The organism is Kineothrix sp. IPX-CK (genome assembly GCF_039134705.1).
Lineage (GTDB): Bacteria > Bacillota > Clostridia > Lachnospirales > Lachnospiraceae > Kineothrix > Kineothrix sedimenti.
Window position 1 is genome coordinate 4568978 of sequence record NZ_CP146256.1, and the last position, 13364, is coordinate 4582341.

General features: G+C 43.0%; 11 protein-coding genes. 3 read left to right on the forward strand and 8 right to left on the reverse strand.

Features of this window, described 5'->3' with window-relative positions:
* Positions 1-35: 35 nt before the first annotated feature.
* On the forward strand, positions 36-824 hold the full coding sequence (locus V6984_RS21605) for a DUF4474 domain-containing protein (protein ID WP_342760067.1): 789 nt from the start codon (positions 36-38) through the stop codon (positions 822-824).
* On the forward strand, positions 821-1765 hold the full coding sequence (locus V6984_RS21610; RefSeq protein ID WP_342757660.1) for a metallophosphoesterase: 945 nt from the start codon (positions 821-823) through the stop codon (positions 1763-1765). The genes V6984_RS21605 and V6984_RS21610 overlap by 4 nt, the downstream gene beginning before the upstream one ends.
* 39 nt (positions 1766-1804) lie before the next feature.
* Here V6984_RS21610 and V6984_RS21615 read toward each other — a convergent pair whose 3' ends face one another.
* Genes V6984_RS21615 through V6984_RS21630 form a run of 4 tightly spaced genes read right to left on the reverse strand, consistent with a single transcriptional unit; the run spans position 1805 to position 7675 of the window.
* Positions 1805-2704 carry a carbohydrate ABC transporter permease gene (locus V6984_RS21615; protein WP_342757661.1) on the reverse strand — a complete coding sequence of 300 codons (900 nt, stop codon included), beginning with the start codon at positions 2702-2704 and terminating at the stop codon, positions 1805-1807.
* Positions 2705-2718: 14 nt separating this feature from the next.
* Positions 2719-3651 (reverse strand): ABC transporter permease, encoded by a 933-nt coding sequence (locus tag V6984_RS21620; protein WP_342757662.1) that lies wholly within the window; start codon positions 3649-3651, stop codon positions 2719-2721.
* 16 nt (positions 3652-3667) lie between these two features.
* Complete coding sequence (locus V6984_RS21625; protein WP_342757663.1) at positions 3668-5347, reverse strand: hypothetical protein; 1680 nt, start codon at positions 5345-5347, stop codon at positions 3668-3670.
* 27 nt (positions 5348-5374) lie between these two features.
* Positions 5375-7675, reverse strand: a complete 2301-nt coding sequence (locus V6984_RS21630; protein WP_342757664.1) for a beta-L-arabinofuranosidase domain-containing protein — start codon at positions 7673-7675, stop codon at positions 5375-5377.
* 336 nt (positions 7676-8011) lie between these two features.
* Here V6984_RS21630 and V6984_RS21635 point away from each other — a divergent pair, with 336 nt between their 5' ends.
* Positions 8012-8896: a helix-turn-helix transcriptional regulator gene (locus tag V6984_RS21635; RefSeq protein ID WP_342757665.1), complete on the forward strand. Its 885-nt coding sequence runs from the start codon at positions 8012-8014 to the stop codon at positions 8894-8896.
* Here the strand turns inward: V6984_RS21635 and abc-f are convergent.
* From abc-f to V6984_RS21655, 4 genes are all read right to left on the reverse strand, one after another.
* Positions 8893-10452: a ribosomal protection-like ABC-F family protein gene (gene abc-f, locus V6984_RS21640; protein ID WP_342757666.1), complete on the reverse strand. Its 1560-nt coding sequence runs from the start codon at positions 10450-10452 to the stop codon at positions 8893-8895. The genes V6984_RS21635 and abc-f overlap by 4 nt on opposite strands.
* A gap of 388 nt (positions 10453-10840) precedes the next feature.
* Positions 10841-11665 (reverse strand): DUF3169 family protein, encoded by an 825-nt coding sequence (locus V6984_RS21645; RefSeq protein WP_342757667.1) that lies wholly within the window; start codon positions 11663-11665, stop codon positions 10841-10843.
* Positions 11666-11872, reverse strand: coding sequence for a helix-turn-helix transcriptional regulator (locus V6984_RS21650; RefSeq protein ID WP_342757668.1), 207 nt, complete (start codon positions 11870-11872; stop codon positions 11666-11668). It lies immediately after the preceding gene.
* A gap of 337 nt (positions 11873-12209) precedes the next feature.
* A complete protein-coding gene (locus V6984_RS21655) occupies positions 12210-13361 on the reverse strand; it encodes a YibE/F family protein (protein ID WP_342757669.1) in 1152 nt (383 codons plus the stop codon).
* Positions 13362-13364: the final 3 nt, after the last annotated feature.

Consider the following 13364-nt stretch of genomic DNA (forward strand, 5'->3'; position numbering starts at 1 on the left):
TTAGCCACAGGCGCCGGGAAAAAATATTGAAAAAAGTGTGCGCCCTGAATAACGATGAAAAATATAATATTATGAACGAGCTTCTGGAGCCCTTCGGATTTTCTTATTTGGCATCCCAGGATATTCTTGTTTCCCGCACCGATTCAGATAAGAGCAGGTCCGGCTGCCGTTTTTATCTTGTCCTTTACCGCCTCCCCATTTATTTTGACTACAAAGATAAGACGTGGCTGGTGGAGTTACGCAGGGGACAATACGGAATCAATACCGGCGGAGAAATAGATATCTATTATGCCGACCGGATACTGAATCAACGGGAAATTAAAAGCACGCCTTTTTACAGCGTATCCGACAATGAAATGCCTCAGCTTTCCTTCTGCCTATTCAGAAAAGGAGTCCGCATCGCAGATGTCCTCTCCAGACAATGGTGGCTGTCTGCCTTTTCCATGGGCCGCTTTTCTGAACCCGCCGATTTGTTTATGCAGGCAAGCATCTCTTTTCCCAGTCAGGAAATGGTCTGGGCCTTCGTAAAGAGTCTTAAGGCTGCGGGTTATACCAAGGAAGACTTCAATGTAACTCTTAACACCGTAACATTTTACTTTGCCGGCTCCTCCATACGTCCCCGCAGGCTGCATCGCATAAGAGACGCTATCGCCCAGCTTATCAATCAATTTTGGTACAGCATGTACCTCTTCGTTACGCGGCCCTTTTGCTTGTCTCTCGACCGGCTTTTATATTTATATTACTATCTTCCTCATATATTCTTCAAAATGCTGCATATCAATAAATATAATAAGTTGAATCAGCAAAGAAGGAACCGTTCATGAGCTACTATTCACGTCTTAACAAATCTTTCGAGGGAGCACTGAAGCTCCCTCTGACAGACCGTTCCAAATACGTTCTGATCAGTGACTGCCACCGTGGCACGGGCACCTCATACGATAATTTCCTAAAAAACCAAAATCTATATTTTGCGGCGCTTCAGCACTATTATCAATACGGTTATACTTATATCGAGCTGGGCGACGGGGATGAACTGTGGGAAAACCGCAGTATGGAACAGATTATCCAGACCCATAGCAACGTGTTCTGGCTACTCTCCCTTTTCCGTCAGGAAGGCAGGCTGTATATGCTTTATGGAAATCACGATATGATAAAAAAGAACAACCGCTATACACAAAAAACCTGCAGTACCTACCACTGCAGCAGTGAAAATATTTCTTTTTGGGAAAAGCAGCCCCTCTTCCCCAATATGACTTTTCACTCCGGCATCATTCTGGAAAATGTTCCATCACCTTCTATAAATAATGAAGCCCACTACTACCCTCCCGGAGACGATACATGCGGCCCTCACGACGTATATCTGACCCATGGCCACCAAAGCGATCTGTTCAACTCTACTTTCTGGATGTTCACCCGTTTTCTCGTACGGTATATCTGGAGACCTCTGGAGAGATTCGGCGTTCTTGACCCTACCAGCGCCGCCAAGAATTACACGAGGAAACGCAGGACGGAACAGCGCCTGCAGCATTGGGCGGCAAAGGAAAAGCATATATTGATTACCGGCCATACCCACCGTCCTTCCTTAACGGAAGAGGATAAATTTTATTACAACAGCGGGAGCTGTGTGCACCCCCGCTGTATTACATGCCTTGAAATCGAATATAAGCGTATCCGCCTCGTAAAATGGACTCTCGCAACAAGACCCGATATGACCCTCTACGTATCGAGGGATGTGCTGGCCGGCCCGGTTTATCTGGACCGTTAATACCATCGTGTGACCTTGTCAAACGATGGTAGAAGCGCCTTAGCCTTTTACCGCTCCAATCATGACACCTTTCTCAAAATACTTCTGCACGAAGGGATATACGCACAGAATCGGGAGTGTGGACACGATAATTACCGCGTATTTCACTTGATCTGCTGAAGACTGGGCATAACCGCCCTGAACGCCTCCGCTTCCGCTGGAAAATGCTTCGTTCAGGAGCAGAATCCTTCTCAGGACGATCTGAAGCGGCTCATTGTTCTTGTTACTGTTGAAAACGAGGGGGTTAAAATAATCGTTCCAGTGGAATACCGCATAGTACAAAATAAGTACGGCGATTACCGCCTTCGATAAGGGGATCACCACCTTCCAGAAATAGGTGAAGTGAGAGCAACCGTCCAAAACCGCCGCCTCATACAGATCATGCGGTATGGAATTCTCTATAAAGGTCCTTGCGATAATCAGGTTATATGTATTAATTGCTACCATAATAATCAGAATCGTTTTGGTGCTGATCAGACTCAGCGAGCTCACCGTCATATAAAGAGGCACCAGACCGCCGCTGAAAAACATCGTAAATACAAAATAAAACATAACTTTCCCCCGGGCCTTGAAGTCCGGTCTGGAAAGAGCATAGGCTGCCGGCATTGTTATTGCTAAATTAAGTACAGTTCCCGCTGTAACATACAGAATGGTGTTGGCATAGCCCTTCCATATTCTCACATCCTCCATAATCTGTTCATAGCCATAGAGCCTGATATCCTTTGGCAGGAAGGTGACCTTTCCGAGATTTACCAGATTAGAATTACTGATAGAGGCAATAACGACAAACCACAGTGGGTACAGAATAATCATAAATATAATGATACTTAAGGCGATTACCGCCGCTCCGAATATTTTGTCCGCCGGACTTTTATATTTTACTCTTACTGCTCTTGCCATTTCGAAACGCCTCCTTACATCAAGCCAGTGCCGGAGACACGCTTGGAAATTTTATTGGTTACGACCAGAAAAAAGAAATTGATAAGCGTATTGAACAGTCCCACCGCCGCGCCAAAGCTAAACTGCGCTTTTTTGATCGCTACGGAATAAATATAAGTGGATATAACCTGGGATGCCCCCAGATTCAGACTGTTCTGCATCAGATATACCTTATCGAAGCCTACGTTCAGAATATTTCCCATGTTCAAAATGAGCATGATAATAATCGTGGGCATGATTGCCGGAAGATCGATGTGGATCATCGTCTGCCATCTGTTCGCTCCGTCTATCTTACAGGCGTCGTAAAGCTGCGTATCCACAGCGGAAAGCGCCGCAAGGAAGATAATGCTGTTCCAGCCCATGGTCTGCCATATTCCCGACAGAACGTAAACCGGGACAAATGCCGATTCCGTACCTAGCAGGTTAACGTTCTGACTCACAAGATGAAGCCCCTTCAAGAAATTGCTGATAACACCACTGTTATTGGCAAGCATGATGTTCAACATGGACACCAGAACCACCACCGATATGAAATAAGGAATATAAACAGTAGTCTGGACCACTCTTTTCCACTTCTTATTCCGAATCTGGTTGATGATCATAGCCAGAATGACCGGCGCCGGAAAACCCAGGATAATGCTGGTAGCCGCGATAATAAAGGTGTTTTTCAGGGTAGGCCAGAACATCGGGCTTTCAAAATATTGTTTAAAGTACTTCATCCCCACGAACTCACCGCCGGTTATACCGGCGGTAAAGCTGTATTCACGGAACGCCAACTGTATGCCGTACATCGGAACATAACAGAAAACGAAGATATAGACTATACCCGGCAGCAGCATGAGCCAGAGCTGCCAGGTATGTGTAAAATAATTTTTGATTTTATTACCTTTTGCCGTAAGTGCGTTCATAAGAATCACCTTTTATTTATTTTCCAAGATAAACATCAAATGCCTTTTGACGGATTTCCAATACCTGCTGCAGACCCGCATTGTTCACGCTCTGTACATAAGTATCCCAGTCCGCATCAATATCGGATTCTCCGGTCATCCATAAGGACCAATAGTTATCAATAATACCGTTGATACTGGCTTGTGCCATTGCCATCGTGTTCTGCTCGTCTTCCGTATACTTCATCATAAACTGCGGATAGCTATCCATTTCATCAGCCTTTGCAATTATATCGTTATAATACTCCCTCTCCTTTAAAGCATATGTCATATCCTGCGCCATTTCGATAGTACAATCCTGTCTGATATACATTGGGCCGTTATCTGCAAATGCGTTGGTCCATTTCCATGTACCTGCATCCGTATCCTTGTCGAGGGGATCTAAGACCTTGTAGGTATTGTCTCCCGTCTTTTCCACACAGCCATCGGTAATGCCGCCAAATAATACCTGGACAGAAGTATCCGCATCGTAGAAGCCATCAATAAATCTCATTGCCGCATCCTTATCGGAGCAGTCGGCGCTCATTGCGACTCTGTTAACCGATAAGTTCAATCCGGTGTAATCGTCTCTCCAACGGGTATCATAGGTGCCTGCCGCAACGCCGATATCATAATCGAGAGGCGCTAATGGTTCATACTGCTCATAGAGAGTAGGTCCGAATTTATCCGTCTCCTCCCATCCGAATACTACACCTACCAGCGCATCACCATTTTCATTGCCGCGGGATAAAGACTGAAATGCGGAATAATCATTGGTCAGTGCGTTTTCATTGATCAATCCCTGGGAATACAGATCCTGTAAATACTTCATGAACAATTTATATCTCTCGTCTACCGCATAATTTTTCACCTGACCATCCTCGGCAAAATATGCATCTATGCCCCAGTTGGTCAATTGAATTCCCATTCCCCCCAGAAGGTTCGTGAGAGAATATGCGGAGTTGAACCAGGCGTTATTGCCGCCGTATGCATTGTAATCCAGAGGAATTTCATCGTTCATATCTCCGTTGCCGTTAGCATCCTGTTCCTTGAAGGCCTTCAAAACTGCTTCCAGCTCGCTGAAGGTAGTGGGTTTTTCCAATCCGAGGTTATCCAGCCACTGCTTATTAATAAACATTACCGTATTGGTGGATGGCCATTTCCCTTGGAATTTCGGGATACCGTAAATCTTTCCATCCAAGGTAGCCAACACCTTCGTATCGGGCTGTTCGGTAAACATTGCTTGAATATTGGGTGCATCCTTTTCAATCAATTCGGTCATATCTTCAAATAATCCGTTATATGTAGTGTAGTCGGAATCGATAGTCGCATTAAATACCAGATCCGGTATATCTCCGGATGCAAATCTGGTAGCCTTTACCGTTTCCCAGTCCGTGTAAATAGTTTCCCATTCGATGTCCACTCCTGCTTTTTCTTCAATTTCCTGAAGCCACTGCATTTCATTTAAATCCTTGGTCAACGGGTGTGCGATGAACAGGGCACTTAGTTTTACCTTTTCACCGGATGCCGCCTTGTCGGTGCTTTCTGCTTCGGTAGAAGCAGATGTACTGGATGTACCGCTTGTGGATGCACTGTCTGACGTTTCACCTCCACAGCCTGCAAGTGCAGATGCAGTCATCATAGCTGCCAGTGTCAGTGCTGCAATTCTCTTTTTCATACTTTTTCCTCCAATCATTCTTTCTTGTTACTTTTTGATATATAGTTCGTCAAAAATTCTGCATTCGCCATTAAGGCCTATATTTTGAAACTTCACGATAACCGTGTTATTTCCCAGTAAAATTTCCTCCGGCAGGAGATATTCCTTCGTATAGAACGCTTCATCTTCTCCTAAAAGAGTTTCAGTTATAAACAACTCGTCGTTCAAATAAATATTGAAGGAGCTTCCTTCATCCGCATCGGCGTAAGTAACGCAAAGTTTCTTCGCCTTCGCTGTCAGACTCAGCTCATAGGAGAACCAGCCATTTCCTTTCACATAACGGCACCGATGTCCATCCACCCTCGACGTGTCCGTTTTCTCACCCTTGATATGATGTGCAAGCTCGTATTGCTCATTCCCGATAGGGATGGTATCAATCTGGCTCTTTGAAAGCGCCTGCCTCATCTTCTCCCTTTCTCTATATCTTGCTAACGTCTGGGAGCCCTTCTGGCAAAGCTTAAAATAAATACCGTAACGCTCCTGATATCTTACATAATGCGGAGTAAATACCAGCTCTCTGTCGGTTTCTGTATTTTTCAATGTAAATTCCAATTTCCCGGGAGTGCGAACCAGATTCTTATCCAAATCCGCTTTCCACTCTGAAATTGTTCCATTTTCCACTACGATATAATCCTTGATTAACAATTCCTTCTTGGGAACAAGAACATCAACTCCGGTAATCGTCGTATCCATCATCTGTTTTCCCAGCCCTGCGCTGAGCACAAAAGGACCATAGGTAAATGCAACGGCATTCTTGTTATCGGGAAGGGTGTGCAGCACAAGACTCATGGGAAAGGTGATTTCTATCTCATCTCCCTCCTGCCAGCGCGAACACAAGATGAAGTACCCCTCTTCCTCTTTGCTTGTCGTCTCCTTCATGGCTTTTCTTATCTGAGGACTCTTTTTACACCACTCGGGTATACGCAGCGCAATTTCCGTCTGTTCATTTTTTTCTCCGCTTTTTACCACTTTTATCCTGACATTATCGCTTGTACGGAAATCTACGATTACTTCCAGCTCAAGTCCATCTTCCTCTGTAAATACCTTGGAACTTACAAAACGGTTGATATAGACCCTTCCAGGAAGTGTGAAATAAATCCCTTCTGTCAGCTTGGTGAAATTCTCCATTCCGGTTCCTGTACAGCACCAGAAACGGTCGAAGGGCGTTCCAAATACCTTGAAATATCCCGTAGCCATAGGCTGGAAATAAGTAGTCATTCCCGTCCGCGGATGTTGGGAAGAAAGAATCGTGTTAATGAACGATCTCTCATAATAATCTGCATATTTTTTCTCTCCCGTAATCTGGAACAGCAGCTTTGAAAGCTTCAGCATATTGTATGTATTGCATGTCTCGCAATTACAAGCCGTTCTCTCGTCGTCCAGTATATCCGGTTCTCCGAAATGCTCCCATTCACTGTTTCCGCCGGTGATATAAGTATGATGCTCAGTCACTGTCCGGTAAAAGTTCTCGGCAGCGCGCAAATAAAAGCTTTCCTTATCCTCCTGCGCTCCGTTTCCAAAGGCGATATAGCGCTTTAATCCACCTATTAGCTTTGGAATAGTAGCGTTGGCATGCAGTCCGTTTAAAACATCCCTGTTCTCGTACATTGCTTGAAAAAGCGGCATTTCATCAAACTGGTGCGCTGCCTGAGCAAACCTCTCGTCTCCCGTCTCCATATATAAATCGTAAAGACAGTCGTTCATTCCTCCGTATTCCACATCCAAAACTACTGTTCTTGTCTCTTCGCTCCAAGCGCAGCACCTGCGATATATCCAGAGTCCGAGTGATGTCATTATCTCATATGCCATGTTGCTTCCCGTAAAACGGTAGGCAGATATAAGCCCTTCCATCACCTTATGCATGGTATACCATGGTACCCAAACGGGTCTTTTACTTTCTACTCTATCGAACAGCTCACTGGGAGAAGCGAACAGATAACCGTCCTCGTGCTGGCTCTTCTTCAGCTCCGAGAGGATATATTCTATTTTCCGAAGGAATATCTCATCCTTCGTCTCTCCGTATGCCTGCGAAATAGCCGTCAAATAATGTCCCAGCGTGTGCCCCTGGATCTCCGTACTCTCCCATCCGGGATAGCGTCCGGTCTTGGCCGCAATACCTCCGGTCTCCAGAAATCCGGAAAGCAGCTTATCTACATCCAATTCATTCAAATACTTTAGCTCCAACCGGAAAGCATTTTCCAAAAAAGGATCTGTGATTCTGACGCTGCCATACTCAAGCTCCTTATACCGAATCACTCTACTTCGTTTTCCCATTTTGTCAGTTTTCATATTCTTATGAATTCTCCTGTCCCTTTTGTTATGTTCTACGGGCCAAATATAGCATCATATAAGAGAAAGTAAAATATCATACTGCTTTATAAAGTGTAAAATTGTAATATATTTCTTTTTGACACTACTATATTCTGTGATTTTTACACTTTTTCTAACTTTTATGTACATTATGACTATATATCTTTACTTTTATCAAAAATTATTATATAATATTTTTAATTAAATGCATCTTAAAGACACATATTTACACTTGAAAATATGTTATAAAGTTCATTTAGGTGTCATTTCGTTTGGTAATAAGTATCTCAAGGTGAGAAAGGGTGTGATTTTTCTATGTATGTATACGAATTTTATATTGAACATCCGATGAATTATGTCATGACTGGAAAGTTTGAAGCGCCTTCCCCTAACTGGGTGCATGAGGATTTTCCTCTGACGGACTATGAGTTATTTGTGGTTACAAAGGATACCTTGTACATTTCCTATAACGGGGAGCCATTTACTATAAATGAAGGAGAGTTTCTTCTGCTTCCTCCCCTTCCTCCTCCGAACAACCGCAGAAAGGGCATTCGACCTTCCCATTGCAGCTTCTATTGGCTTCATTTTTCCATAGACCATGAGGTGGCCCTGAGTGCCATTCCCAACTCCAGGCATACGGCTTATCCTTATACCGTTCCTCAATACACCATCGCTATTCCGCGCCAGGGAAAGATTCCTCATGCGGAAAAGATCGTGGTGCTCATGAAGCAGCTTCAGGACGCTATTCGCAGCAACTATGACAGTACTACCGCTAACTATCTTTCTACTACTATTCTTTGCGAACTTTACAGCCAGTTCTATCGGGAAAATAATGTCAGTCAGCGCTCGAAGCGAACCCAGAAGCAGATGTACTATGATATTATCGATTATGTGAAGTCAAATACAGACAAGAATCTGAAGGTGGCAGATGTGGCCGCTCATTTTTGCTATAACGAAAAATACCTCTCCCATCTGTTCAGCAATATAGCAGGTATACCGCTCAAGCAGTTTATCCTGAACGTAAAAATGGATGCCGCCAACTTCATGCTGACGGATACAAATGCTTCCATCAGTGAAATTGCGGCATCCTTGGGGTTTACGGACAGCCATAACTTTGCCAAAGCCTATAAGAAAATTGCAGGACTCACTCCTACAGAGTATCGCAACGCATTTTTCAAACGGTTGTTATATCATGTTTAAAGCTGTACTATTCTCGCTTTTATTTTGTCGACGAACGTTTTATCGTGCTCTACCATAAGAAGGGTAGGGTTATATTTCATGATCAGATCCTCAATCTGCATCCTGGAAAATACATCGATAAAGTTAAGAGGCTCATCCCAAATATAAAGGTGAGCCTGTTCACAAAGGCTTCTCGCGATGAGAACCTTCTTCTTCTGGCCACCGCTGTACTCCTCCATGTTCTTTTCGAACTGGATTCTGGAGAAATCCAGCTTCCTGAGTAATGTCTTAAAAAGAGTCTCATCAATATCATACTTCTTAGCATAATCGGAGATGCTTCCCAAAAGGTGAGAAGTGTCCTGAGGTACATAAGAAATGACCAGGCCCCCCGCAGGTTCGATCTGTCCGCTCACCTTTCCGGCATACTCCCTTTCCATATCATAGCTGCAGCGCGCAGATTCCGGGGCGCTAGATAATACAGCCTTTATGATACTGGACTTACCGCAGCCATTTCTTCCCTGAAGCACGATCTTTTCACCGTTTCGAACTTCCAGATTGAAACCGCCGATTATTTGTTTTTCATTCCTGTCTTCATATGCGCCACTTAACGAGTAGGAGATTTCCACACTCTCCAGGCGCACTAACACATCTTTATGATGCCTTAACGGGAACAGCTTAAGGTCATCCGTGGTCTCGATATTTTTAAGCAAAGACGACTTTTCTTCTATCGCCCTCTCCTGCCGCCTTTCTGTGTTTTTGCGGCGCATCTGCATACGGCGGGACTTTTCCCCTACATAGGCTCTGGTATCAATATTCTTTTCATATTTCTCAGATTTTTTTCCTATTTTGGTGGCTTCCACGTTGTCAGCCCATTCCCTGGACTGTCTGGCTGATTCCTTTAGACGGTAGATATCCTTCTTCAGCCGTTCATTCTCCGCCAGCTCATATTCATCCTGCCTCATCTTATTTTCCCACCAACTGGAAAAATTGCCCTGCTGTACTTCGATATTTGTCTTGTTGATAGTCAGCACGTGATCGATGCACTCATCCAAAAACATCCTGTCATGGGATACGAGGATAAAGCCTTTCTTCTTATTTAAATAGTTACTGACCAGTTCTCTCGTCTGCATATCAAGATGGTTGGTAGGTTCATCGATCAAAAGGAAGCTGTTTTCTTTGGAAAAAAGAACCGCCAGCATTACTTTCGTCTGCTCTCCGTTGCTTAAGGTGTCAAAGGGCCTGTAAAAAACCTCCGTATCTACCTGAAGCAGCGTTAGTTCCCTGCATACCTTCCAAAATTCGTAATCCGGGTAAATCTCCTCCACCACAGCCAGCGTATCCCTGGAACGATCGGCTATTGCAAAGGGAAAATAATCGAATTCCACACTGGATGTTATCGTTCCCTTGTATTCATATTTCCCCTGAAGAAGATTTAAAAAAGTAGTTTTTCCTCTGCCGTTTCTTGCAATGAATCCTAGTTTCCAATCCGTATCTATCTGGAAAGATACGTCCTCAAATATATTGTCATAGCTTCCGTCATAATAAAAAGTTAAATGGTTTACACTTATTTGTGACATTTATATACCTCCGCTTTATAGGATTCGCCCACTTTCGTGACCGAATCCCTTTCTTTCTTATTACAGAAAAAAAGGTGCAGAAATAATTATCTGCACCTGACAAATCACACACTTACTATTTGGCCTACCAGCTTCATAATAACGAATGATACCTTATTAATAATATCAAAAGATGTCCGATCAAAATTATTCCTGCACGCATGATAACCAAACCCCGGCCGCTGTATCACATCACTCTAACGACCGAATCACCATGCACATCATTCAGTTACTGATTAGCAAGAATAAATAATCATCCACACATCTCCTATTCTTTAAATTTTCTCCATCAATATATCATTTGTTTAAATAAATGTCAACTGTGTCTCTTCTGATTTACTAGTTATCATTATTTCATAGCAGCTTTCATACTATGATAAGAATATACCGCTGTTGAAACCGCCCATATAATTAAAACAGTAAGAACGGAAAGGAAACCTATTCCGGTAGTCAGCCCTAGAAGCATAAAACATACCCACAATATCATACACAGCATATTAACTGCTCGATAGGACTTATATGCCGCTTTGTAAATAGTAAAAAGTTCGGCCTCATCACTGCTTTCTTCCCACCTTTTATGGAAATTCATATCATATACGCTTCCCTTTTTCTCGGGATTCAAGAGCCTTATACAATCTATCAGCTTTTGCTGCAGCATTGTCATCGCTATGATACCTACTACCAATATCAAAACTGCAAACAATAAAAATCCTATACTTTTACCCGTTACCATGAAGTTCATAAAAAGGAATACTATAACGGAAAAACAAAGAAAATGTAAAATGACCATCGCATTTGTTATCCATAAATGAAAAGAAAGTCTTTTTTCAATTGATTCTAATTTTATTTCTTCATCATTTTCTATGAGCCTTGTCGCTGCCTTTTTGCTATATCCAATACTTCGAATACACCCGATTACCTCTGCTGCCGTTAGGATGAGTACGGCGACTGCAAAAATAATGCTTATCATTCCGGCATTGTTTATCATGAAATCTCTAAACGACTCCGATATTCTTGGAATCGCAGCACCCGCCATTATTGAAAAGAATCCGAAAATCGCACCAACTATAGCACTAACAAGAATAACGATCAGAAAACTTTTTCTTGCTTTTCTGTTATCTTTTCTAATGATTTCTTCCTGATTTTCATTTATCAGCACATTATTATTCTTCATTTATTTCTCCTCCTCATAATTAAATATGTCTTCCACTGCTGTGTCGAATACCTTGGCAATCTTTATCGCCAAGGTCACGGACGGAGAATAATCTCCTCTTTCTATCATACTGATAGTCTGTCTGGAGGTTCCCACCAAACCGCCTAACTGCTGCTGATTTAAACTCTTTTTCGCACGGTATTCTTTCAGCTTGTTATACAAGGGCATTTCCTCTCTCCCCTTTCGTCTTATTATATTATATGAGATCATTATGACAACTTTCCTTGTCATAATGATTCTAACATTGACAAGAAAAGTTGTCAATTACTTTTTATGTAATAAGCTCATTTTCCTATCACGATCAGGATATCAAAAGTCGTTTCTGTTAACTTTATGAGGCAATAGGACCAAAGCAGGAGTCTTTCTGCTTTGGTCCTATTGCCTCATAGATTATAAAACATGACTTTTGACACTCGGATCCTCTTACATAAAAAATAAAAGCCGGCACTTAGTCATAAAATGACCGTTTATGCTGACTTTTATCTAATAAATCACTACTGCATCTCTACTGTTGCTTTAGGTGTGAAAATTTAACTTCCTTTTTTGTAAGCAGGATACTGCTGACTAAAGCGGTAAACGGTGCCACCGTTACCAGCCCGAAGCTTCCTACAACGGTATCCAGTACTTCTGATGCTACATATTTATAGTTAAGGATATGCATAATCGGAGTTCCCTGAGCCATAAATACCATTAACAGAGCAATATATCCTCCGGAATAAGCCAGCAGGAGTGTAGTAGTCATAGTCCCCATCGCTGCCCGGCCCACGTTCATTCCCGAAACAAATGCCTCTTTCCATCCAATATCAGGTTTCTTCTCTACCACCTCGTTAACAGCCGAGGTAATATCCACTGCCAGATCCATCATAGCGCCGCAAGAACCGATAACGATACTGCTCATAAAGATAGCCGTCAGATTCAGATGCTGATACCCTGCATACAGCAGCGATTCCGAATTGGCCATGACCGCTCCGTGTATTTTTAGCACACCGGTAAATGTAATCCCCATAATGCAGGTGATCAACGTTCCCAAAAGAGAACCAAGAATAGCCGATAGAGACTTGATATCTATTCCCCACACAAAGAAAATAATCATGACTGTCAAAAAAGCCGTTACCAAGAGCCCTACCGCGATAGGGTTATATCCGTTCAGATACAGAGGCACCAGCACCTTCCAAATTAACAGTACGCTGATGATAAAGGAAAAAATGGCGCGCATTCCATTGAAACCGGCTATCATAATTAAAAAGAATGTAAAAAGTCCTGCCAGAATAAGTTCTTTATCCAGCCTGTAATAATCCGACATGGTGACATTCGTAGGATTCCCCTGCCCATCCACACTGATTACTACCAGCGCCTTATCACCCGCCTTAAAAATTTTATCACTTTCCAGAGAGCCGCTGAGCATATTTACTCCCTTCAGTTCTCTGCCTTTAAATCTGCCATCCAGTATCTCGACCTTACAGATTTGTTCTCCGGACTGAATCAGCCCGGAGGAAATCACACTGCTTTCATCGGTGGACAGAACCTTTACCTTGCACCGCACGGCCTCCCTATAGATTACCGCATCTTCATATCCGGTGGGAAGGATAATCAGAAAAGCAATCATCAGCATCCCAACTACGATAAATAGAAACTCTCTTTTCCTATTACTCTTCATCTT